General features: G+C 72.5%; 17 protein-coding genes and 1 pseudogene. 4 read left to right on the forward strand and 14 right to left on the reverse strand.

Annotated features, from left to right (window positions below):
• Window positions 1–30: 30 nt before the first annotated feature.
• The 6 genes from G567_RS0110265 to G567_RS28005 all read right to left on the reverse strand — a co-directional run bounded on the left by G567_RS0110265 (window position 31) and on the right by G567_RS28005 (window position 10,567).
• Window positions 31–1,428, reverse strand: a complete 1,398-nt coding sequence (locus G567_RS0110265; protein ID WP_028929917.1) for an ATP-binding protein — start codon at window positions 1,426–1,428, stop codon at window positions 31–33.
• A 113-nt stretch (window positions 1,429–1,541) separates the two neighbouring features.
• Window positions 1,542–2,531 (reverse strand): 2,3-diaminopropionate biosynthesis protein SbnA, encoded by a 990-nt coding sequence (sbnA, locus tag G567_RS0110270; protein ID WP_028929918.1) that lies wholly within the window; start codon window positions 2,529–2,531, stop codon window positions 1,542–1,544.
• Between the two features lie 51 nt (window positions 2,532–2,582).
• The gene (gene sbnB / locus G567_RS0110275; RefSeq protein WP_028929919.1) at window positions 2,583–3,665 is read right to left on the reverse strand and encodes a 2,3-diaminopropionate biosynthesis protein SbnB; all 1,083 of its coding nucleotides are present in this window, start codon (window positions 3,663–3,665) and stop codon (window positions 2,583–2,585) included.
• Window positions 3,662–4,666, reverse strand: a complete 1,005-nt coding sequence (locus G567_RS0110280; protein ID WP_028929920.1) for a TauD/TfdA family dioxygenase — start codon at window positions 4,664–4,666, stop codon at window positions 3,662–3,664. Before G567_RS0110280 ends, sbnB begins: the two co-directional genes overlap by 4 nt.
• A gap of 23 nt (window positions 4,667–4,689) precedes the next feature.
• The gene (locus tag G567_RS0110285) at window positions 4,690–7,983 is read right to left on the reverse strand and encodes a non-ribosomal peptide synthetase (RefSeq protein ID WP_028929921.1); all 3,294 of its coding nucleotides are present in this window, start codon (window positions 7,981–7,983) and stop codon (window positions 4,690–4,692) included.
• A gap of 31 nt (window positions 7,984–8,014) precedes the next feature.
• On the reverse strand, window positions 8,015–10,567 hold the full coding sequence (locus G567_RS28005; protein WP_037056714.1) for a Pls/PosA family non-ribosomal peptide synthetase: 2,553 nt from the start codon (window positions 10,565–10,567) through the stop codon (window positions 8,015–8,017).
• Between the two features lie 726 nt (window positions 10,568–11,293).
• On the opposite strand from G567_RS28005, the gene G567_RS0110295 reads away from it, so the two are divergent.
• A complete protein-coding gene (locus G567_RS0110295; protein ID WP_037056716.1) occupies window positions 11,294–12,319 on the forward strand; it encodes a M28 family peptidase in 1,026 nt (341 codons plus the stop codon).
• A 9-nt stretch (window positions 12,320–12,328) separates the two neighbouring features.
• Here the strand turns inward: G567_RS0110295 and G567_RS0110300 are convergent, their stop codons facing one another.
• From G567_RS0110300 to G567_RS0110310, 3 genes are read right to left on the reverse strand one after another with little or no spacing between them, the layout of a single operon-like run.
• A complete protein-coding gene (locus G567_RS0110300) occupies window positions 12,329–13,249 on the reverse strand; it encodes a M56 family metallopeptidase (protein ID WP_245585612.1) in 921 nt (306 codons plus the stop codon).
• Between the two features lie 17 nt (window positions 13,250–13,266).
• A complete protein-coding gene (locus G567_RS0110305) occupies window positions 13,267–13,608 on the reverse strand; it encodes a BlaI/MecI/CopY family transcriptional regulator (protein WP_028929924.1) in 342 nt (113 codons plus the stop codon).
• A gap of 40 nt (window positions 13,609–13,648) precedes the next feature.
• A complete protein-coding gene (locus G567_RS0110310) occupies window positions 13,649–14,095 on the reverse strand; it encodes a L,D-transpeptidase (RefSeq protein WP_245585613.1) in 447 nt (148 codons plus the stop codon).
• Between the two features lie 225 nt (window positions 14,096–14,320).
• Here G567_RS0110310 and G567_RS0110315 point away from each other — a divergent pair, with 225 nt between their 5' ends.
• The 3 genes from G567_RS0110315 (at window position 14,321) to G567_RS0110325 (ending at window position 18,696) form a co-directional block, all read left to right on the forward strand.
• On the forward strand, window positions 14,321–15,811 hold the full coding sequence (locus G567_RS0110315; protein WP_028929926.1) for an MFS transporter: 1,491 nt from the start codon (window positions 14,321–14,323) through the stop codon (window positions 15,809–15,811).
• 167 nt (window positions 15,812–15,978) lie between these two features.
• On the forward strand, window positions 15,979–17,580 hold the full coding sequence (locus tag G567_RS28010) for an FAD-dependent oxidoreductase (RefSeq protein ID WP_245585614.1): 1,602 nt from the start codon (window positions 15,979–15,981) through the stop codon (window positions 17,578–17,580).
• 21 nt (window positions 17,581–17,601) lie between these two features.
• Window positions 17,602–18,696: a VIT1/CCC1 transporter family protein gene (locus G567_RS0110325; protein ID WP_037056720.1), complete on the forward strand. Its 1,095-nt coding sequence runs from the start codon at window positions 17,602–17,604 to the stop codon at window positions 18,694–18,696.
• 42 nt (window positions 18,697–18,738) lie between these two features.
• On the opposite strand, the gene G567_RS34095 is transcribed toward G567_RS0110325, so the two are convergent.
• From G567_RS34095 to G567_RS0110345, 5 genes and pseudogenes are all read right to left on the reverse strand, one after another.
• Entirely contained in the window at window positions 18,739–19,143 is a 405-nt protein-coding gene (locus tag G567_RS34095) for a hypothetical protein (protein WP_028929928.1), read from the reverse strand.
• On the reverse strand, window positions 19,137–21,002 hold the full coding sequence (locus G567_RS34100; protein WP_028929929.1) for an oligosaccharide flippase family protein: 1,866 nt from the start codon (window positions 21,000–21,002) through the stop codon (window positions 19,137–19,139). Before G567_RS34100 ends, G567_RS34095 begins: the two co-directional genes overlap by 7 nt.
• A 188-nt stretch (window positions 21,003–21,190) precedes the next feature.
• Complete coding sequence (locus G567_RS31965; RefSeq protein ID WP_342662918.1) at window positions 21,191–22,042, reverse strand: spermidine synthase; 852 nt, start codon at window positions 22,040–22,042, stop codon at window positions 21,191–21,193.
• Window positions 22,043–22,084: 42 nt separating this feature from the next.
• Window positions 22,085–22,438 (reverse strand): annotated as a pseudogene (gene speD, locus G567_RS36140) (adenosylmethionine decarboxylase); the annotation flags it as partial.
• 63 nt (window positions 22,439–22,501) lie between these two features.
• Window positions 22,502–23,653 (reverse strand): type III PLP-dependent enzyme, encoded by a 1,152-nt coding sequence (locus tag G567_RS0110345; protein ID WP_028929930.1) that lies wholly within the window; start codon window positions 23,651–23,653, stop codon window positions 22,502–22,504.
• Window positions 23,654–23,839 lie beyond the last annotated feature (186 nt).

Raw genomic sequence — 23,839 nt, forward strand, 5'->3', positions numbered from 1 at the left:
CGGTGGCCGCGGTGGCCCGCCGCGGTAGGACTACCGGTAGCTGACGGTGTCGTCCTGATCTTCGTCCTTGGCCAGCTTGCGGGTGAGGAACAGGTACTCCAGCGCCAGCTCGGCGGCCGAGGCCATCGGGCCGGGATCCTCGGTGCCCGCGGCACCGAGCCGCATCGCGACCTCCGTCAGCGCGGGCACGGCCGGCAGCGCGGCGACGACCTGCGCGGCGGGCACCCGTACCCCGGTGCGCACCGGATGCGCGGCGACGGCGTCCGCGAGCTCGCCGAGCTCGACCCCGCGCAACCGGGACCGTGCGGTCTCGGCGGTCGCCCGGCGCAGCAGGTGCTCGAGGATCTCGTCCTCCCGGCCCTCCTCGCCGGAGCTGAACTCCAGCTTGCCGCGCAGCACGGCCGGCACCGACTCCAGGTCGATGGGCCGGGCGTAGGGGTGGCGCTCCCCGGTGAGCGCGGCCCGGTGCAGCGCGGCGGCGGCGACGGTCTCCGCGGCGGCGACGGCGAAACGGGCCGACACCCCCGAACCCTGGTCGACCGCGCTGGACTCGCGCAGCAGCCGGGTGAACCGGGCGATCACCTCGAGGAGATGGCGCGGCACGTCGGCGACCGGGTCGGCCTCCTGCTCGACGAGCGCGACCTCGTCGGCCACCTCCAGCGGGTAATGGGTGCGGACCTCGGCGCCGAACCGGTCCTTGAGCGGGGTGATGATCCGCCCGCGGTTGGTGTAGTCCTCCGGGTTCGCGCTCGCAACCAGCAGCACGTCCAGGGGCAGCCGCAGCGTGTAGCCGCGGACCTGGATATCGCGTTCCTCCATCACGTTGAGCAGTGCGACCTGGATCCGTTCGGCGAGGTCGGGCAGCTCGTTGATGGCGACGACGCCCCGGTGCGCGCGCGGCACCAGGCCGTAGTGGATGGTCTCCGGGTCACCCAGCGACCGGCCCTCGGCGACCTTGACCGGGTCGACGTCGCCGATGAGGTCGGCCACCGCGGTGTCGGGGGTGGCGAGCTTCTCGGTGTAGCGCTCGCCGCGATGCCGCCAGGCCACCGGGAGCTCGTCGCCGAGCTCGGCGGCCCGGCGGATCGAGATCGGGGTGATGGGTTCGAACGGGTGCTCGCCCAGCTCGGAGCCGTCGATGACGGGTGTCCACTCGTCGAGCAGCTCGACCAGCGAGCGCAGCAGCCGGGTCTTGCCCTGGCCGCGCTCGCCGAGCAGCACGACGTCGTGGCCCGCGAGCAGGGCCCGTTCCAGCTGCGGCAGGACCGTCGAGCCGAACCCGACGATCCCGGGCCATGGGTCCCGGCCGGCACGCAGCGCGGTGACCAGGTTGTCGCGGATCTCGGTCTTGACTCCCCGCTGCTCGTGGCCGGAGGCGCACAGCGCGCCGAGCGTGCGGGGAAGATCGGAAGGCGGTGTGACGGGCACGCCGACCACGCTACGCCCCCCGGTCCGGCCGGCCCGCTCGCTTCGCCCGCCTTGACCTCGAGCCGAGTTCAGCTTCTGGGGTCATCGGTGCGGTTGATGGTGCGCGGCGCCGGTCAGGCGACGTACCGGGAACCGGCGGCCAGCCCGTCGGCGCTGAGCACGTCCTCGCCGTAGAGGGCCTGCAGCCAGTTGCTCTGATAGATGGTGTCGAGGTAGCGCTCACCGAGGTCCGGGGCGATGGCCACGGCGGTGAGCTCGGTCCCGTCGTGCCGGCCCAACCAGCCCGTCGCGCCGCTGACCACCGTGCCGGTGGAGCCGCCGAACAGGAACCCGCTTCTGGCCAGCCGATGGCAGACCCGGATGGTGTCCGCCTCCTCGACGCGCACCACATCGTCCACGTAGGACTCATCGAGCAGCGGAGGGGGGACGCTCGTGCCCAGGCCGGGAATCATCCGGCGGCCCGGCGCCCCACCGAAGGTCACCGAACCGACGCTGTCCACGGCGACGATCCGCACCGGCCGGCGACATTCCCGGAAGTAGCGCGCGCAGCCCATCAGCGTCCCGGTGGTGCCGGCCCCGACGAACAGCACGTCCAGTCGCGGGAACTGGCGCGCGATCGCCGGTGCCGTCGTGCGGTAGTGCGCCCTCCAGTTGCCCGGATTGGTGTACTGGTTGAGCCAGACGTACCGGTCGTCGGAGGCGCACAACGCGCGGACGTGGGCGAGCCGCGCGCCGAGCAGGCCGCCGTTGGTGTCCGGTTCGGCGATGACGTGCACCTCGCTGCCCAACGCCTCCATCAGCCGCCGTGTCGACAGGTTGCAGCGCGGGTCGGTCACACACAGGAACCGGTAGCCCTTGCTCGCCGCGATCATGCTGAGCGCGACGCCCAGGTTTCCCGACGAGGACTCGACCAGGACCGACCCCGGGGTGAGGCGCCCGTCCACCTCGGCGGCCTCCACCATCTCGGTCGCGGCCTTCAACTTGATCGAGCCGGCGAAGTTGAAGCCTTCGCATTTCAGGAAGAGCGAGTGCCCGAAGCTCGGCCGAAGGTCGACGTAGAGATCCTCCTCGTTGAAGACATGTGGAACGGAGATGACTGGCACCATCGCCTCCTCATCTGTCGCGGAGCGGTCGACCGCTCCGCCGTCATAGGCTCATCCGTATCGGCTCAGTTCGTGGAAGAAGTCGTTGATGATCTGCAGTTCGCCCGAGCGGGCCACCTCGTCGTAGACGTACTTGCCCACCGCGAGGTCGAGCACGCCGAGGCCGAAGGGCGAGAACACCAGCGGGCCGTCCGCCGGGACCGTCGCCCGACCGGTCATCACGTCGTCCAACGTGCCGGTCACGAAGTCCCGGTTGCCCGTGCGCTGTTCGGCCAGATGCGGCGAGGTGCCGGCCCTCAGACAGTGCTCGATGTCGTCCACGATGTTGGTCGAGGCGAGCACGATCTCCGGGGCGAGATCGCGCAGCGACACGTGCAGCACCAGCGGACCGTGGTCGAACCACGACGGGTCGCTGACATGCGGCTGACCGGCGACGGTGGCGAAGACGACCAGATCGCTGGAGCGGATCAGCTCTTCGGCGCGCTCGTGCACGGTGATCGGGTGGGCGATCCCCGACCGCTGGAGGTAGCCGCGGAAGCCGACGGCGGCATCGGCGGACAGGTCGTGCACGCCGATCTCGTCGAACGACCAGCCGGTGCCGGCGAGAAACGTGTGGATGTAGCGGGCGATCAGGCCCACCCCGAAGAAGCCGACGCGCGCCGGGCGGCGCCGGCCGCGGCTGAGCCAGTCGGCCGCCAGCGTCGCCGACGCGGCCGTCCTGGCAGCGCTGATGATCGAGCTTTCCAGGCAGGCGAACGGGTAGCCGGTGTCGTGATCGTTGAGGATCAGCACGGCCGAGGCCCTCGGGATGCCGGCCGCCACGTTCTCCGGGAAGCTGGAGATCCATTTCAGGCCGTCCACCCGCACCGGCCCCCCGATCGAGGCGGGCAGCGCGATGATCCGGGAGGACGGGCGGTCCGGGAACCGCAGGAAGTAGGAGGGGGGGTTCACCGAGTCACCGGCACCGTGCAGCCGGTAGGTGGCCCCGACCAGCTCCACGATCTGCTTCTCGCGCCCGGCCAGTGCGCGCTGGACCTGGGCCCCGGAGATCACCGCGAACGGTGGCACGGCGGTGGGCTCGGGCCCCGTCGCCCGGGCCGCGGCCTGCGATGCGGCGGAACGGGTGGTGGTCATCGAGCCGTCACCTCGACGGTCGGCGAGCAGTCGGCCACGCGCACCGCATCGGCCATCGCGACGAGCACCTCGCGCGATCCGGTGAACGGCTCCCTGCTGTGCGCGGTGCGGATGTTGTCGACGAGCATCAGGTCGCCGGGCTGCCACGGTTCACGCGCGGTGTGGGCCTCGTAGACCTCGTTGAGCAGCCGCACGACGTCCTCGCCGATCGGGTCGCCGTTGCCGAAGCAGGTGTTGAACGGCAGCCCGTCGGCGCCGTAGACGTCCACCAGGAACTCGCGCACCTCGGGATCCAGCGTCCATTCGTTGAGGAACGCGATCTGGTTGAACCAGCAGCGTCGGCCGGTGACCGGGTGCGCCACCACGGCGCTGCGCCGCTGCCGGGTGCGCAGCCCGCCGTCGGGTTGCCACTCGAACTCGATCGCGTTCGCTCGGCAGTAGCTCTCGACGGCGCCACGGTCGGAGGTGCCGAATGCCTCGGCGAAGGACGCCCCGATCTCGTCGTTGTAGTTGCGCACGAGCAGCCAGCCCTCCCGCTCGAACCGGGTGACCGGTTCGGCGGGCAGCGCGTCGAGCACGGTGGGTGCGTCGGCCACCCCGGTCGCCCCGCCGTCGGTGGGCGCCTCGAGGCACGCGAACAGCATCAGGCCGGGGATCTCGAGCGTGTAGCTCAGCTCGTGGTGCATGCACATCGGCTGGTTCGGCGGCCATTTCGAGGAGGAGTACACGCCGTCGGAGTAGGTCTGGCGGGCGGCGAAGGCCTCCCGCTCGGTCATCAGGCCGGCGGCCAGCCGCCGGAAGACGGCGGCGATCTCGGCCGCGTCGCGCAGCCCGATGCCGCGGACCAGGACCGCACCGTGCACGGCGACGGCGGCGCGCAGCGCGTCCCGATGCTCGGCGGCCCAGCCCAGCGCGTCGCCGGTGGCCTCGGCCCGCAACATCGGCGGCTTGCCGGCGTGCAGGTCCACCTCGAGCAGGGGCGACGGGGATGAGGACGACATCTCGCTTTCCTTCCGGTTCGTGCTCAGGACGAGGTCAACGGTTCGAGGGCGCGCAGCACGGCCCTGGCCGCCGCGGCCGGGCGGGTGCGCAGGAAGTAGTGGCCGCCGTCGGCGAGCTCGTGCAGGTCGACGTGCTCGGCCAGCAGCCGCCATTCGCCGTGCCGGCGCGGGAACTCCGCGGTGATCGGGTCGTCGGCGGCGACGACCACCGTGACCGGCGCGGACAGCTTCACCGCGGGCGGGGTGTCCAGGGCGTCGGCGAGGTGGCGATGCGCGGACACACAGTCGTGCCGGTAGGCGGCAGCGACCTGCTCGGCGCGCCGCGCATCCAGTTCGCCGAGCTCGGGGTAGCCGCGCTCCGCGGCGAGCTCCGCGGCGAGCTCGGCGCTGCTGCGCCCGGTCAGCTCGGCGATGGCGGCACGCCGCTCGGCGGCGTCACCGAGCAGCTGCGCGGCGAGGAACACCCGCCGGACGTCCACCCCGCGTTCGGCCAGCGCGCCGGCCGTCGCGAGCGCGAACGCGGCGCCCGAGGAGTGGCCCCACAATGCGACCCCGTCCAGGCCATGCCGGGTGAGCTCGGCGGTGAGCTCGGTGCAGACCTGCTCGACCACCCGTGCCATCGGCGCGAACGGCTCGCGCTCGGCGCCGTCGAACTGCCCGGCCACGATGTGGCCGGGCAGTTCGACGGCGTAGACCGCGGGCCCGCCCCGCAGCGCGGCGGTCATCGGCTGGAAGTTCACCGCGTTGCCGCCGGCATAGGGGAAGCACACCAGGGCACCGGCCTGCGCGCCGCCGGACTCCGAGAGCACCTGCAGCAACCCGGGGCGCCGCTGCGACCGGCCGTCGACCAGCCCGGCCAGATCGGCCAGGATCGGGTGCCGGGTGATGTCGGCCAGCGACACCGCACGGTCCAGGGTGATCGCCAGCCGCACCGCCGACAGCGACGTGCCGCCCCGGTCGAAGAAGTCGTCGCGGCGGCCGATCAGGTCCGCCGGGATGCCCAGCACCCTCGCCCATGCGGCCGCCAGCCTTCGCTCGGTCGGCGTGCTCGGGACCAGGTGGCCCTCCGCGGCGACATCACGGCCGTCGAGATCGCGGGCGAGCGCCGTCAGCCGCTTCCTGTCGATCTTGCTGTTGGCGGTCAGCGGCAGGCTTTCCCGCCAGTGGAACCCCGACGGGACCATGTACTCGGGCAGCGACTCGCCCAGCTGGTCGCGCAGGACGGCGACCTCGATCGGCCGCCGGCCCGCGTAGAAGGCCACGAGATGTCGGGCCTGGTCGGTCCCGGCGACGACGACGGCGCCGTCGCGGACCCCGGGCACCCGCAGCAGGGTGTTCTCGATCTCGCCGATCTCGATCCGGAAGCCGGAGATCTTGACCTGGGTGTCCCGGCGGCCGAGGAACTCCAGCGTGCCGCCGGGCCGCCAGCGGCCGTAGTCGCCGCCGCGGTAGAGCCGCTGACCCGGGCGGTGCGGATCGGGCAGATAGGCCAGCCGGGTGCGCTCGGGATCATTGATGTAGCCGCGGCCGACGCAGACCCCGGAAAAGACGATCGCGCCGGGTGCGCCCAGCGGCACCGGCGACAGGTGCTCGTCGACGACGTAGACGACCACGTTGTTGACGGGCCGGCCGAGCGGGACCCGGTCGGAGTCCGGCGCCCGGTCCATGATCTCGTGGTTGGTGTCGTCGCAGGTCTCGGTCAGCCCGTAGGCGTTGACCAGCCTGATGGCGGGGTTGACCGCGAACCAGCGCTGGGTGAGCTCCTTCTTCAGCGCCTCGCCGGTGACCGACACACACCGCAGGTCCGGCAGCTCGCGCGGGTGCTCCTCCAGGTAGGCGACAACGACCTCGAGGTAGGAGGGCACGACCTGGAGCACGCCGACCCGGCCACGGGCGATCGTGTCGACGAACCGTGCGACGTCCAGGATCGCCTCCTGCTCGACCAGCAGGGTCCGCCCGCCGACCAGGAGCGCGGAGCACAGTTGCCACAGCGAGATGTCGAAGCACTGGGGTGCGGTCTGCGCGACCACCCGCCCTTCGCCGACCCCCAGATCGTCGATCTTGGCGTAGAGGTGGTTGAGCATGCCCGCGTGCTCGCACATCGCGCCCTTGGGCTCACCGGTGGAGCCGGAGGTGAAGTAGATGTAGGCGAGCTGGTCCGGAGCGACACCGATACCGAGATCACCGTCGGCACCCTGCTGCGCGTACGCGGTGTCCACGAGGAGCCGCTGGACTCCCGGCAGCGAGTCGAGCGCCTTGTCGAGCGTGGTGGTGCTGCCGGCTTCGGTCAGCACGATCCCGCATTCGGCGCGCGAGAGCGTGGTCGCGATGCGGTCGGCCGGGAAATGCGGCTCGATCGGCAGGTACACGCCGCCGGCCTTGAAGACCGCGAGGACGGCGGCCATCCAGTCCAGGTTGCGCTCGGTGACCACCGCGACGACACCCTCGCGGCGCAGCCCCCGCGCCAGCAGGGCGCGTCCCAGCCGGTTGGCCCGGGCGTTGAGCTCCCGGTAGGTCCACCGCCGCTCGCCGTGCACGGCCGCGACGGCGTCCGGGTGCGCCCGCACCCGCCGCTCGAACAGCTCGTGGAACCGGCGGTCGGGCAGCTCCCGGCGCGGGCCGGCCAGCCCCGCGAGCTGGAAGCGAAGCTCGTCGGCCGACAGCAGGCTCTGCCGCCGGTGCTCGGCGTCCGGATCGGCGGCGATCAGCCCGAGCGCGGCGAGGTGATAGCCGCCGATCCGGGCGGCAGCTTCCGCGTCGAGCGCGTCGGTCCGGTACCGCAGCCGCAGCGCGAGCCGGCCGCCGCGGTGGGCGAGGCCCACCCACAGCACGATGTCCTCGGCGAGGTCGCGGAGAACACCGTCGCCGCCGGTCGGGTCGAACACGGTCTCGAACTCCGGTTCGGTCCGGCCCAGCTCGCGCCGGAGATCCTCGACCGGGAAGTCCTGGTACGAGCGCAGCTGCGCCTCGGCCCGGCGGACGTGCCGCAGCAACCCCCGCCACGTGCGGGGTTCGGTCGTGAGCCGGCAGGGCAACGGCGGGTCGCCGGCCGCGGCGACGTAGCCGGGCGTCACCTCGTGCTCGCCGGACAGCGCGGTGAGCACCGCGGCGTGCGCGGTCAGCAGCACCGAGCGCAGCGGTCCCGCCGTGTCGTGCGTCGACCGGCGCACCGCCGCGACGAGGTCGCCGGGGATCGGTGTCTCGTGCTCGGCGACACCCGGCACCGGATCGAGGGTCCACCGGGGGATCGCGGTGAAGCCGCCGTCGACGAGCATCCCGCGCCAGAACTCCCGGCCGGCGTCTGCTGGCACCCCCATCGAGTCTTGCCTCCCTCCCCGTCGGGCCGTGCTATGTGCGCCTGACCAGTGCGGCGCCGACGCTGTCGCGAATCTCCCTGGCCGGGTTTCCGCCCCACCGCGCGTACCGGGGGATGTCCTCGCCCTTCATGACGAAGGAGCCGGGAGCGAGCACCACGCCGTCGCCCACCGTCACGCCGTAGTGGACCAGAGCGCCGATCCCGAGGGTGCAGCCGGCGCCGATCGTGCTGCGGTCGGATTTGAAGCTGCCGTCCTCCTGGGAATGGCACTGGATCACGCTTCCCGCATTGAGCGTGCAGTCGTCACCAATGGCGACGAGGGTCCGCTCGGGCATGGCGCAGCCGTCGTCGAAGACCCGTCGGCCGATCCGGACTCCCAGCAGCCGGGAGATGATGTTCTTGAACGGTGTGCCGCTGAACATCAGGTCGAATCCTGGTATCACGAGCTTCCAGAACCGTTCGTGCCACCAGAAATAGGGCTGGTAGATCGAGCAGAATTGCGGACGCAGGGCCCGGAACCGCGCGACGGCGCGTTCGAGCAGGATGAAATAGGTCATGGTGAACAGCAGGGACGCCAAGAGCTCCACGGCGACCGCCTCCGGGCCGAACTGTCCGTAGAAATCCGCCAGTGCCAGACCCAGGAGCATGATGCCGACGAAGTGGACCCACCGCACCAGCAGGAAGACGCCCATCGTGCGCAGGTTGTACCTGTTCTTGGCGGCAAGGCCGCGGCGCAGCCCGTCCCCGCTCTTCAGGTGGTCGAACCTGCTGTCCCGCTCGACCGAGCGCGGTATCGGGAAGCTGGGCGAGCCCAGCAGGCCATGATCCTTCCGGACCTGTCCGTCGAGTGGAACCAGGACCTTCGTCGCGAGCAGACAGTTCTCGCCCGTCCTGCTCTGCGCGGGATAGGCGATGTGGTTTCCCAGGAAGTTATGTGGCCCGATCGACGCTCGGGACACGCGGAAGGAGGTGTTCGAGAAGTCGGCATTGATGACCGACAGTCCGTCGGCGACCATCGTCCCGCTGCCGACGGAGACCTGGAACGGGGTCTCGTGCAGCACCATCGTGCCGAAATTCGACCCGGTCTGCTCGATTCGGGAAAGGTCGTAGCCGATGCAGCGCAGATAGTAGACGATGTAGGAGCTGTCCCCGAAGAGGGTCATGAAGAAGTTGCGGTTGGTCAGAAACGCGATCGTCCGGTGCAGCCAGTAATGGATGCCGTACAGGCGGTAGACCTTGTCCGGTGTGATGGCGAGGTTGAGCACGCGCGGGACGGTGACCACGACGAGGAAGCCGAGAAGAACGGAACCGAAGAAGAACACCGAGGAGAGGACCAGGGCGTTGTAGTAGAACGTCCAGGACGTGAAGGCCATCGGCGTCGCGTCCAGGAACCCACTACGCGGGGTCTCATCGAGCAGTATCCCCAGGAAGCCGAACGCCAGCGGCAGGACGATCACCAACGCGGTCAGCACCTGCCCGGTGGCGTAGGCCGCCCGTCTCAGGGCGCCGCAGCGGGCCGGGGCGAGGTCGGCGTAGTCCACCTCGGTGCGCTGCGCCGGGGATCCGTGCCAGCGCTCGCCCTCGGGCACGGCCTGCCCGGCGTGCAGGGTGGAGGAATGGCCGAGCTGGGCCCCGTCGCCCATCGAGGTCTCGATATCGAGCACCGTCGCCTCGCCGACGAACACGTCCTTCCCGAGGGTGACCGGGCCCGTCTGGATCTGGCCGGCGTGGGCGCGGTAGCAGGTGACGGACGAGGCCTTGCGGATGACCGTGCCCTCGCCGATGGTCAACAGGTCGGTGCACACCGGCACGGCCCGGGAGAAGATCGCCACCCCGCGGCCGATCTTGGCGCCCAGCGCCCTCAGATAGAGCGCATACAGCGGCGAGGTCGCGCTGGTGGGTGACCGGCCACCGACGAACAACAGCAGCGGGTTCGCCCGGACCAAGGTCTTGACGAGCCAGAACCGGACATAGGCCAGGCTCCAGACGCGGATCCGCTGCGGCTTCCACCGCCCGATGAGCAGCCACTTCGCCAGGATCGGAAGGGTGCACATGCCGACGAAGAGCGCGCCGCCGAACTGAACCGCCCGCAGGTAGCTCTCCAACAGGCTCGGGCCGGCCCAGACCCACTCGAAGCCCAGGGTGCTGACCACCGCGCCGAGGTAGAGGGCACCGAGGAAGCACAGCAGCTGCAGCGTCCCGCACAGGACGTACTGCAGCGTGCCGGCCGGTTCCGTCGCCTCGACCGGCTCCGGGGCCGGCGGTTCGACGGGGGCGGGCGCGGCGTCCCCGAGCGCCGCCGCCAGATCCCTGACCGTCGGGTGCCGGTAGATGTCGCGCATCGACACCGGTGGCAGGCCCCCCCGTTTCCGCACCCGCGCGCAGAAATGGGTCATCACCAACGAGTCGGCGCCCAGATCGTCGAAGAAGTTGCTGACCACCGACACCCGCTCGACGCGGACGATGCCGGCCAGCACCTCGGAAAGCGTCTTCTCGGTGTCGGTCGCAGGGCCGGCATACCCGCTGTGGGTGGCCGAGGAGTCAGCCAGACCGGCCGTCATGACCTCGGCAGATTTTCCCACCACCGGAGCTCCTTGAAACAGAGGTCGGAAATTTCCTGACATGTCCGGAAAAGCACACAACAACCGTGTGCCGCATTAGCTGCGGGAACATCCGCGAAATACCTGTGCAACGGCATGCGGGGTCGGCCGGCATGCGGACCTGGCTCGGGTCGAAGCGGAGGACGCAACCCCGGCAGGTCCCCGCGTAGTCGCGGGCGTGTCCTGGCCTCGAGTTCATCGGGCTGCGCCATCGATCCTCCCCCGTGGGCCCGCGCAGCAGGCGCATTCCCCCCACGCCGTCCCGTCGTCACCTTTGCGGCCATCGCGGCTTTCGGGCCGGCCACCCGACCGGCTCGCCGCACTGTCCGATACGGCGTTCTTCGGCGAGCGGATCACCCCAGTCCGTCGTCGCCGACTCATATGCCGTCGGTGCGCCGCCCGGCATTGTTTCGGCCTCGGCGCGCAACCACCCATTCGGCCCCTGATACCGCCGATGTCATGACACACAGACAGTCCCCCTCCCCGGCCGTTCGAGGGACGCCGATCGACGATCCATGGCTCCGCTGCCAGCGATCACCGCAAATGGACGGATACTCGCATTACATTTGGTCCGGAGATTTCCGGAGATATCAGACATCCCGCGGGCCACAACCTTGACGCTCGCCTCCCGAGCCGCACAGGATGGTCCGCCGCCGTCGTGCCCGCTCGCGGCGGCGGCGCCGCCGGGCTGACGGCCGACTGGGGGATCACATGCGGGCAGCAGCACGTGCGGCCGCGGCCGTCATCGGGGCCGTTCTCGCGGCGGCGGCCATGACCGGCTGCGCGCCGCCCGGCCCCGCGTCGGGGCAGCCCAACGGCACCCTGTCCGCGCAGTTGAAGGCCGAGGTCACGGGCGAGGGCGCCGTCGCCCACGCCCAGGCGCTGCAGCGGATCGCCGACGAGAACGGCGGGACCCGGGTGTCCCCGGGCCCGGGCTACGACGCGAGCGTCGACTACGTCGCGGGGGTGTTGCGGGACGCGGGCTTCGCGGTGAGCACACCGACGTTCCGGATGTGGCAGCACGACGGCGGCGCGGCCACGGTCCGGAACGTGATCGCGCAGACCCGCACCGGGAACCCGGAGCACCTCGTGATGGTCGGGGCACATCTGGACTCGGTGCGCGACGGTCCCGGCATCAACGACAACGCCTCCGGAGTGGCCTCCCTGCTGGAGATCGCGGTGCGGCTGGGCGGATCACCACCGGTGGCCGATGCGATCCGGTTCGGGTTCTGGGGCGGCGAGGAGGAGGACCTCTACGGCTCGACGGGCTATGTCGAGGGACTCGCGGATGCCGAGCGCTCCGCGATCGCGCTGTACGTGAACGTGGACATGGTGGCCTCCCCCAACGGCGGCTACTTCGTCCAGGGGAGCGCGGACGGCCGGACGTCGAGGTCCGGCCCGCCCGGGTCGGCGGACATCGGGCGGGTGCTGGCCGATCAGCTCGCCTCGACCGGGGTCACGGCCGAGCTGACCCGGTTCGACGAAAGCTCGGACTACGAACCGTTCGTCGAGGCCGGGATCCCGACCGGCGGGGTTCTTGCCGGCGACGCCGACACCAAGACCGGCGAGCAGGCCCGGGCCTGGGGCGGGCGGGCCGGGGAAGTGTTCGACCCCTGCTACCACTCCGCCTGCGACCGCCTGGACAACCTCAACCGGACCGCGTTGGACCGCTTCAGCGACGCGATCGCCGGCACGCTGGGGTACTTCGCGACGACGGACGCGCAGCTCGCCCGCTGAGGCCGCCGGCTACCCGGGGAGCAGCAGCACCGCGGTCGGCACCGCGACCAGCGCGACCGCCACCGCCCGCACCAGTAGCCGCAGCGGCGCCGCCAGCGGCTCCGGGGGCGCCGAGATTCGCCCGATCCGCGCGTGCAGCGCGGTGGTGAACGAGCTCAGCGCGGCGGCGGGAGCCGATCCGCCGACCGCCCGCAGCGCCCCGACCAGCTCATGGGGCTCCGCGCGGGCCGCCGCGACGTCGTCGGCCCGCATCTCGATCAGCGCGGCCACCGCCAGCTGCGCGCACACCATGCCGCGGACGAACGGGGCGGTCGCGCCCCATGCCACGAACGGCAGCACCACGAGGTCGTGACGCTCACGCAGATGCGCCTGCTCATGCGCGAGCACCGCGCGCACCTCGTCGGGTTCGAGCACCTCCAGCACGCCGGCGGACACGACGAGCCGGGAGCTGCGACCGGGCAGGCAGTAGGCGACCGGCAGCGGATGGTCGAGCACCCGGGTTCCCGGCGCGTCGGGCCACGGGGTGGCCAGCACATCGAGCAGGTCGCGGTGGCGGCGGCGGGCCTTGAGGGTGCGGATGGTGACCGAGGCGAGCACGACGAACAGCCGCATCCCGAGCAGGACCGTCGCGACGAGAGCCAGCACGTGTGCGGTGCGCACCTCGGGTGGCAGCCGACCCGCGACGACCGCGTCGGCCAGCGTGGCGAACGCGGGCGCGGGCGAGTCACCCAGCGGCGCGACCGCGTAGACGAGACCCGCGCCGAGCAGCGAGAGCCCGCCTGCCAGGCCGATGGCCTGCCAGACCAGCAGGGCCCCGACCGGATCGCGGGCCGGCCAGCGTGCGGTGGCCAGCGCGCGGCTCGCCGGCTCGGCGAGGACGACACCCAGCACGAGCAAGGCCAGCGCGGTCAGCTCCATCGATGACGGCACGGGGCACGAAACCCAGGTCAACCCAGCAGGTCGCGCAGCGCAGCACGTTCGTCGGGCGGGATGGAGCCCAGGAACCGGGCGAGCACCGCCCCGCGGTCCGGTGCGCCGTCGAGCGCGTCGCGCATCAGCTCGGCGACATGATCCTCGCGGCTGGCCACCGGCCGGTAGTGGTGTGCCCGGCCGTCGCGGGTGCGGGTCACGAGCGCCTTGCGCTCGAGCCGCCCCAGCACGGTCAGCACGGTCGTCGTGGCCAGTTCCCGCGACCCCAGCCCGTCCTGCACCTCGCGGGCGGTCAATGGTGTGGACGCGGCCCACAACACGTCCATCACAGCGCGTTCCAACTCACCCAGGCTCGGCACAACAGGCATTCTACCCCGGGTAGAAAGCCGGTGGTTACGTTTACCTAACCTGGACCTCGTCGCCGACCTGGAGGTAGTCGAACCATGCCTTCGCGTCATCGTGGACCAGCTTGACACAACCCGCCGACGGCGTGTCCTGGCGGCCCTCGTGGAAGGCGATTCCACCCGGGGCGAAGAACACCGAATAGGGCATCTGGATCAGGTACTCGCGGCTGGTGTACTGCTCGGCCTTCCACTGCACCGCGTACGTGCCCCGCGGCGTCGGGTCCTCGTGGTCCCCGGTCTGCACCCGGACCGGTCCGCGCACGATCCGCTCGCCGTCGATCAGCCAGGCCACGCGGCCGGCGACGTCGACGCAGGCGCGAGCGGCCGGCGTGCAGGGGGTGCCGGGCACCAGACCGGGCGCGACGGGCTGCGCGGCGCCGATACCGGCCAGGACGGAACCGCCCACCGCGACCGCGACCGCCACCACCGCCGTCCGCGCCACGAGGTGACCTCGACGCCCCGGCCGCCGGCTGTGTGCGCCCATCCGCGCCTCCCGCGCCGTCCCAACTGATCAGCGTCGTTTGACCGATCAACGACCTCGCGACCATACGGTGATGGACCGGCCACGCGGGGTGCGCCCCAGGGCGATGGCCGGCCGGCGACGTCCGCGGCGCGCATCGGGCGGCCGCCCGGCGGGCCGACGCCGGCCGGCCCTACCCTGGCCACCATGGCCGCGCCGGGCCCGCAACCACTGCGGATGGGCACGTCCTCGGGCCGTTGGGTGCTGCTGGCCACCGTCCTCGGGTCGAGCATGGCCATGCTCGACTCGACGGTGGTCAACGTCGCCCTGGAGCGTATCGGCCGCGACCTCGGCGGGGGGTTCAGCGGCCTGCAGTGGACGGTGAACGCCTACGCGCTCACCCTTGCCTCGCTGATCCTGCTGGGCGGGTCGCTCGGCGACCGCTTCGGTCGCCGCCGGGTCTTCGTGACCGGTGTGGTGTGGTTCGCGCTGGCGTCACTGATCTGCGGCATCGCCCCGAACATCGAGGCGCTGGTGGCGGCCAGGGCGCTGCAGGGCGTCGGCGGCGCACTGCTCACCCCGGGCAGCCTCGCGATCATCTCCGCGTCCTTCCGGCCCGGCGACCGGGCGGCAGCCGTCGGGGCATGGTCGGGGCTGGGCGGGCTCGGCGCGGCGATCGGGCCGTTTCTGGGCGGCTGGCTCGTGGAGTGGAGCTGGCGACTGGTCTTCCTCATCAACCTGCCACTCGCCGCGCTGGTGATCGTGGTGGCGCTGCGGCACGTGCCGGAGACCCGCGATCCACAGGCCGTACCGGGCCTGGACGTGTCGGGCACCGCGCTCGCCGTGCTCGGGCTGGCCGCGCTCACCTGGTCGCTCACCGGGATCGGCGGCGGGGCCACCCCGGCGCTGCTCGCCGCCCTTGCCGTCGGACTGCTGGGGCTCGCCGCGTTGGTGCTGGTCGAGCGACGCTCCCGGCATCCGCTGATCCCGACGGAGCTGTTCGTCAACCCGGTCTTCACCGCCGCGAACGTCGTCACGCTGCTGATCTACGGCGCGCTGGGCGTCGTGTTCGTGCTGCTCGTGCTCCAACTGCAGACCGTCTCCGGGTTCACCCCGCTGCAGGCCGGCGCGGCGCTGCTGCCGATCACCGTGATCATGCTGCTGTTCTCGGCGCGGGTCGGCGCGCTGGCCCAGCGGCTCGGGCCGCGGCTGCCGCTGGCCGTCGGATCGTTGATCGGCGCCACCGGACTGCTGCTGATGCGCCGGATCGGGCCGGGCTCGACCTGGCTCGCCGACGTGCTGCCCGCCGTGGGGGTGTTCGGGGCCGGGCTGGCGCTGATCGTCGCCCCGCTCACCGCGACCGTGCTCGACGCGGCCGCCGAACGGCACGCCGGCGCCGCGTCCGGGGTCAACAACGCGGTCGCCAGGGCGGCCGGGTTGCTCGCCGTCGCGGTGATCCCGGGCCTGGCCGGGATCACCGGGGCCAGCTACTCCGACCCGGCCACGTTCGACCCGGGGTTCCGGACCGCCATGCTGATCGGGGCGGGGCTGCTCGTCGCCGCGGCCGCGATCGCCTTCGCGGCGCTCAGGGTGTCGTTCGGCGGCGAGCCGCCGGCCCAGCGGCTGCCGATCGAACGCTGCGCCCACTGCGGGGTCAACGCCCCCCAGCTGCACCCCGACGACCGAGGCTCTGCCTGACCACCGAGGCCTGACCACCGAGGCCTGACCACCGAGCGCCCGCGAGCCGCGGTGTTTCCGCGGGCGAGTCGCTGGATCTGCGTGTCTCCCAGGGGACACCCGTGCGGCGCAGGCCCCTCCCGGCCACCGTGTCCGGGCCGGCGGCGCGGCGCACCTAGGCTCGGGCCGTGAACCAGCTGATCGGCCGAGCGGCGCCGCTGCGGATGCGACCTCGGGTACTGGTGCCGGCCGACCCCACCGTGGCGCGGGAGGCCCCGGCGGGGACGGAGGCCGTGGTCGTCGGGGCCGGTGTGGCCGGGATCAGCGCCGCGACGATCCTGGCCGAGCGGGGCGTGGCGACCACCCTGCTGGAGGCCAAACCCACCCTCGGCGGACGGCTGGGCGCCTGGCCGCACACCCTGCCCGACGGCACCGAACAGATCGTCGAGCACGGGTTCCACGCGTTCTTCCGGCACTACTACACCTGGCGTGCCGTGCTGCGCCGGATCGATCCCGAGCTCGGCTTCCTGCGCCCGATCGGCGGCTACCCGGTGATCTCGCGGCGCTGGCCGCCGGAGGACCTCACCGGACTGCCCGCCGCGCCGCCGTTCAACCTGCTCGCGCTGTTCGCCCGCTCCCCCAGCCTCACCGTGCGCGACCTGCGCGACGCCGACGTCGCCCTCGGCACCGAACTGCTCACCTTCGAACGCGGCCGCACCACACCGGCCTTCGACCACCTCAGCGCCGCCGACTTCCTGGCCGGTCTGGGGGTGTCGGACCGGGCGCGGGCCATGCTGTTCGAGGCGTTCGCCCGGTCCTTCTTCTCCGGGGCCGACGGCCTGTCGGCCGCCGAGCTGATCGCGATGTTCCACTACTACTTCCTCGGCAATCCCGAGGGCATCGGCTTCGACGCGCCCGGCACCGACCACCTCAGCTGCATCTGGGACCCGTTCGCCCGCTACCTGCGGGCCAGGGGAGCCCGGGTGCGGCCGGGCACCGCGCTCGTCTCGCTCGCCCCCGCGGATGCGCGGTGGCGGCTCGCGCTCGCCGACGGCTCCCAGCTGACGACCCGGCACGTCGTCCTGGCGCTCGACCCTGGCGCGCTGCGTGCGGTCCTGGCCGCCTCCCCGGCCGCCGCGGCGGCGGCGCCCCGGCTCGCCGCGCAGGCCGCGGCGCTGCGGGTGGCACCGCCGTACGCGGTCACCCGGCTGTGGCTGGGACGCGACGTGGCGGCGCAGCGGGCGACGTTCAGCGCGGTGAGCCGGGAACCGACCCTCGACTCGATCACCGTCTACTCGCGTCTGGAACAGCCGTCGGCCGACTGGGCGGCCCGCACCGGAGGTGCGGTCGTGGAACTGCACTCGTACTCCTGCGACGCGCCCGACGCCGACACCGCCACCACGCGGATGCGCGCCGAGCTCGCCGCGCTGTGGCCCGAGACCGCGCAGACCCCCCTGGTGCATCTGCAGCAGCGGATGGAGGCCGTCGCGCCGGCCTTCCCACCCGGTTCGGCGGGCCTGCGGCCCGGGGTGCGCACCGACGCCCGCGGGGTGCGGGTCGCCGGCGACTTCGTCGAGCTCCCGTTCGTCTGCGGGCTGATGGAGCGGGCCGCGGCGGCCGGGGTGCTGGCGGCCAACGACGTGCTCGCGGAGGTCGGAGCCGGGCCGGAGGAGGTGCGCGGCGTCCCGCAGCGCGGCCTGCTCGCCGGCCTGCCCCCGCGCGCCGTCGCCGCCCTCGGCCGGTTCGGCCGTCGCCGCCGCGCCGCCCTGCCCGACCGGCGCGCACCCTGACCACCGGACCACCCTGGGAGGATGCCGACCGTGGGAGATCAGCAAGCCAGGTCCGCGCCGAATCCATCACCCGCGACGATCCGGCGGTGGCGACGCCAGCTGGCCGACGAGCGCGAGGAGGCCAGGGTCTACCGCGAGCTGGCCTCCCGCCGTGACGGCGAGGAGCGCGAGATCCTGCTCGGCCTTGCCGACGCCGAGGGGCGTCACGCCGCACACTGGGAAGGCCTGCTCGGTGAGCAGGTCGGGCGGCCGCGGCGGGGCTCGCTGCGGATGCGGCTGCTGGCCAGCCTCGCCCGGCGGTTCGGCTGGGTGTTCGTGCTGGCGCTGATGCAGCAGGCCGAGACCCGGCTCTACCAGCCCGATGTCGACGCCTTGCCGGCGATGGCGGCCGACGAACGGATCCACGGCGAGGTGGTGCGCGGGCTGGCCGCCCGGGGCCGGGCACGGATGTCCGGGACCCTGCGCGCCGCGGTCTTCGGGGCCAGCGACGGATTGGTGAGCAACGTCGCGCTGGTCCTCGGGGTGATCGGGGGCGGGGCGACCGGCCGGACCGTGGTGTTGACCGGATTGGCCGGGCTGCTCGCGGGGGCGTTGTCGATGGCCGCGGGCGAGTACGTCTCGGTCAGCTCGCAACGCGAACTGCTGGACGCGGCGCAGCCCGACGAGTCGACGAGATCGCTCGTTCCCGAGCTGGACGTCGACGCCAACGAGCTCGCGCTGGTGTATCGAGCCCGGGGGATGCCACCTGAGGAGGCGGAGCGGCACGCGGATGCCGTCCTGCGCCGCCCGCATCCCGATCCGCCCCCCCGGAAGGCCGGCGGCGACGGCAGTGAGGTCGTCGGGTCGGGGATCCGCGCGGCGGCGTCCAGCTTCCTGTTCTTCGCACTGGGCGCCGTGGTACCGGTGCTGCCGTTCCTGTTCGGCGTCACGGGTGGGTCCGCCGTGATCGTGTCGGCGGTGCTGACCGGGATCGCGCTGATGCTCACCGGCGGTACCGTTGCGCTGCTGTCCGGGGGGCCGCCGCTGCGCCGCGCCCTGCGCCAGCTCGCGATCGGCGCCGCCGCCGCGGCGGTGACCTACCTGCTGGGGCTGGCCCTCGGCGCGGCCATCGGGTGAGGCTGGGCCATCGGGTGAGGCTGAACGCGGCGGTGACCCCGGCTATGCCCCGGTGTGACCGCGTCCTGCCTGGCCGGCCGCCGCGTAGGACGTCGCCGCGCCGCGCACCACCGCGCGCAGGTTGCGCCGGTTCCAGACCGGGTTGGCCGCGTACTCCCGCGACTTGGCCATCGTCTTGCTGACGTGCTGCAGCCAGCCCAGCACGGCCAGCGTGGGTGAGTCGAGTGGCTCGCCGCCGAGCGTCCGCTGCGCGCGGGCCAGCAGCTGCGCGCCCGGCGGCAGCGGCTGCTCCAGCCGGCGCAACACCATCGGCCCCAGCTCCTCGCCGTCGGCGATCACCTGCGACAGCTGGAGGAAGACGAGCACATCGAGTACCGGGAGGCCGTGCTCGTCCGCTTCGCACCAATCCACGACGGCCGAGATCCGGCCGTCCGGTCTGGTCAGCACGTTGACCGGGCCGTAGTCCCCGTGCGTCCATCCGACGGCCGTGGGCGGCCGCGGAGGCGCCGGTCGAGTTCGTCGGCGATCCGGCAGGCGCTGCTGCGCAGGTTCCGGGGCAGCGCGTCGAGCACGATGTCCATCGGGTCGTGCACCCAGCGGCGGAGCTGGTCGTCGCCCGTCACGAGCGTGGTCGACGTGCACCGGTGCAGCTCGCTGATCGTGCTGATCGCGCTGGCGGTGAACAGCCGCCGCCGCGCCGGGTCGTGCAGCGCAGCCATGCCGGGCTCGCCCGGCATCCGCGACTCCATGACGCAGTAGCTGCCCCCGACGTCGCCCGCGCCGAGGATCCTGGGGATCAGCACGGCCCAGTGGGCGATGCGCTCGTCGCTGTGCAACGCGGCGAGCACCTCGGTCTGCCGGCGCAGCCCGGCCGCGCTGCGGACGGTGTCGCAGGCCTTGAGCAGGGCACCCGGCCCATCCTGCGGCTGCACGCTGACGACGACCGACTCGGACCCGCCGGCGAGCCGCTCGCGCAGCACCCAGCGGTCCGGGTCGTCCACCCCGGCGGTGAGCACCGCGTCCGGGCCGACCCGGCGCAGCAGGGCGGCGCTGCGCAGGGCGTCGATGCGGGTGGCCAGCAGCGGCGGCAGCCAGGGGGCGGTGACGACGAGGATGACTCCGGCGACGATGGTCTGCCCGATCAGCCAGGCCAGCGCCACCCCGGTGATCCCCAGATAGGGCGTGAGCGCCCAGGACAGCACGATGACGATCGTCGCGATGGTCGCCGGGACCGCGAACAACACGCCCATCCGCTGCCGCACCCGCGCCGAGCTGACCGTGGCGGCGGTGATCACATTGGGCACGGCGGACAAGGCGATCAGTACCAGCGCGCCGGTACCGAACTCGACATAGTGCGGGCCGAAGATCGACAGGGCCACCGGGCCGGCGAGCACCAGGACCGCGACGACCGGGACGATCAGGGTCAGGGCCTTGGTCACCAGGGCTTTGTGAGCCGCCTCGAGCCCGCCGGGGTCGGTGGCGGTGTGCGCGACCATCGACTGCCCCATGCCCGAGGCCACCAGGTAGAGCGCCATCCCGATCTGCCAGACGATCCCGTAGGTCGCCGCCGCCCCGGGGCCGAGCCGGGCGAGCACGAGGACCGGCAGCCCCGTGATCGCGGCCTGCCAGAACACCGCTCCCGCGTAGTCGGCCCGCAGATAGGTCGCGATGGAGCCCAGGGTGATCGGGACGGCCTTGCCGGCGTTCTCCCGGCCGTGCGCGGGCAGGGCCCACAGCAGCAGCCAGAGATTCACCCCGAGGACGACCACCGCGGTCGCGGCGACCCAGGAGACCGCGATGCCACCCTGCACCGTGAACCAGGCGGCCAGCGCGAGCAGGACGATCTTCAGCAGCGAGAACGAGAGGTTCTCCAGTGGAACGATCGTCGCCTTCCGGATGCCGGTGAGGACGTAGTCCTGGACGGTGAAGATCGCCCACACCGGCGTCGCGAGCATGAAGAACACGAGCAGGTTCAGCTGGCCGACCGCCTCGAGGAGCTGCGGCGCCCAGATCCGGGCGCCGAGTGCGAACACGCCACCGACCAGCGAGGCGATCAGCGCCGTGACGAGATAGCCGGCGACCACGAGCCGCCGCGAGGCCCGGCCCGCGACCGGGACGAAGCGCAGCAACGCGTAGGTCAGGTTGAGGTGCGAGACGCCGCCGAGCAGCATCATCGTCGACAGCGCGACCTGGTTGACACCGACGACCTCCGGCGGGAACAGTCGCGCGACGACGACCCAGTAGAGCAGCCCCACGCCCGAGGTGAGCGCGGAGCTGAGCACCAGGGCGAGCCCGTCCCGATGCACCGGAGCCCGCCAGCCGCGCAGCCACGGAATTCGACGGTGTCGAGAAACGGAATCCGGGACGGATTGTTGGGGAATCGGAGTCGTCGTCTCGCCCACCTGCACGAAGCGGACCCTAGCAATATCACTTCACCGCCAGATCGGAGATCTCCCGAGAACGGTGCAGCAGCGAGCGAATCCGGTATTGGACGTCAGGGGTGTCGAAAAGGGTGGATCGGGAAAAAACGGTCTTCCCGTATCGATATCGGCGGCACGGTCCGGCTCTGCAGCGTCATCGTGTCGATCGAGACGGGCCGGAACGCCAGCCCGGCCAGCCGCTCGCGCATCACGGCCACCGGGTCCGGCGGCGGTGCCGGGCAGCCGAACAGGAACGACCACTCGTGCTCGTCACTCCCCAGATACACCACGCCGTCCGCGCCGAAGACCTCGCGGAAGCGCCGCCAGGCCGCCCGAAGCGTGTCCGCCCGCCACAGCGCCGGATTGCCGGCCTGGGACACCAGCACGCCGCCGGGCACCAGCCGATCCCGACATCGGCCCAGGAAATCGGCCGCATAGAGCCGGTTGAGCTGCGCATCCGGCTCATCGGGCCGCTCGTCGGGCAGGTCGACGACGATGACGTCGTAACGCTCGCCGGTGTGTTCCACCCACTGCCGCCCGTCTCCGTAGTGCACGTGCACCGGGCCGTCGTGGCGCTCCGCGGCGGCGAGCGCGTCCGGGGTGTAGCCGTAGGGCAGATGCCGCGCGCACGCCCGCACGCAGTCCGGGTCGATATCGACGTGATCGACGTGGCGGGCTCCCGCGGCGACGGCCAGCTCGCTCACCACACCCTCGCTCGACCCGATCACCAGTACCCGCTCGCACCGCTTCACGAGCAGGACGGCCGGGACGAACAGGGCCTCGTGGTAGACCAGCTGCGTCGCCGCCGCGCTCTGCCGCTCGTCGTCGCAGAACAGGGTGACGCCGTGCGCGGTGTCGGCGATGAGCACCTGCTGGTAGGGCGTCCTGGCCCGGTGGTGCACCCGCCCGAGTTCCCAGCGCCGCACGAGCCCCGGGCTGATCGGCTCGGTGAGCGTACGCGGCGGGCCCCCGCGTTCGACGGTGTCGAGGCGGATGTCCGCGGCGCCGAGCGCGCCGGCCAGCAGCCGGACCGCGAGCTCGGGGTCGGCATGCTCGCCGCAGGTGAACACGTCGACCTGGGCGGTGCCGTGCTCGGGCCAGGTGTGTATCGAGGCGTGCGACTCGGCGAGCAGCGCCACGAGCGTGGCCCCCTGCGGAGCGAACACCTCGGCGACCACCTTGCGGACCTGGGCCCCGGCAGCGACCAGCGCGTCGGTCAGGGCTGTGCGCAGCGCCTCGACGTCGTCGAGGACGGCCGGGTCGACACCGGTGAGCTCGGCGAGCACGTGCCGTCCGATGGGGAGAGGGAGCGTTCTGGACACGTGCCGGCAGCCTACCCCCGTGAGTGCGTAACAGTGTTAGAACACTGTTACGCACTCACCGGGTCAGGTGACGTGCACCGGGAGCGGGGGGAACCCGTTGAACCCGACCGAGGCGTAGGAGGCGGTGTAGGCGCCCGTGTGCAGCAGGTCGACGTGGTCACCGGCGCGCAGCGTCAACGGCAGCGCATACGACCTGCGCCGGTAGAGGACGTCGTCGCCGTCGCAGGTCGGGCCGGCCAGCACCACCGGACCCCGCGGACCGGACCGCCCCGGCACCCGCAGCGGGTAGTCGATCGCCTCGCCCTCGGTCTCGGCGAGGCCCTGGTAGCGGCCGGCGTCGAGGTAGACCCAACGCCGGTGATCCACCCCCGGGCGCCGCGACACCCGCAGCACCCGGGTCCGCAGCACCCCCGCCTCGGCGACCAGGGCTCGGCCCGGCTCCAACACGAGCTCCGCCCCATCGACGACGCCCGCGCGGACCACCCCGGCCACCGCCTCGTCGACGACGCGGCCGAACTCCGCGGGCGGGCGGACCGTGCTGCGATAGCCCACCGGCAGCCCGCCCCCGATGTCCAGCACCGGGCGGCGCAGCCCGCCCGCCCCGGCCACCCGCAGCGCGATCCGCACCGCGCGGGCGTAAGCGGCGGGCCGGACCTGCTGCGACCCTGCGTGGAAGGTCACCCCGGCGGCACGCAGACCCACGGCACCGGCGCGGCGCAGCAACTCCGCCGCCTCCGCGGGCAGCGCGCCGAACTTGCCGAAGAACGGGGTGGCCGAGCCCCCGTCGTCGACCAGCACGCGAACCAGCACCGAGGCGCCCGGCGCGTGCCGAGCCAGATCGGCGAGGTCCTCGCGGCTGTCGGTGACGAAGCGGCGGATCCCGGCGGCGTGCGCGGCCGCGGTCGTCTCCGGACCGCGGACGGGGTTACCGAGGCAGAGGACCGCCGGGTCGGCGCCCGCGTCGAGGCACAGCCGGATCTCCGGCAGGCTCGCGACGTCGAACCCGGCGCCGAGCGCGGCGAGCGTGCGCAGCACCGCGGGCTCGGGGCAGGCCTTCACCGCGTACAGCACCTGGGCGCCCGGGAACGCGGCGGTCAGCTCCCCGTACCGGGCCGCGACGACGTCGGGGTCGAGCACCAGATACGGCGTCGCCCGGTCGAGGTCGGCGAGGAACGCCGCGAGCCTCGTCGAGACGACGTCCGAGGTGGGTGCCATACGGACAGTGTCCCGTTCGCCCGGTCCGCACGATCGCGGCCCGGACGGCAAAGAGCGACCGGTACCGGACGGATCGGCTCCGCGCCGCCGCGGCCTCGGTGTCGTGGCGTGCTCACACACGCGTCGTGGTGCTCACACAGGCGACCGAATGGGTGTGCGGGCACCACGATGTGTGTGCGATCACCC

This window comes from Pseudonocardia asaccharolytica DSM 44247 = NBRC 16224 (genome assembly GCF_000423625.1).
Lineage (GTDB): Bacteria > Actinomycetota > Actinomycetes > Mycobacteriales > Pseudonocardiaceae > Pseudonocardia > Pseudonocardia asaccharolytica.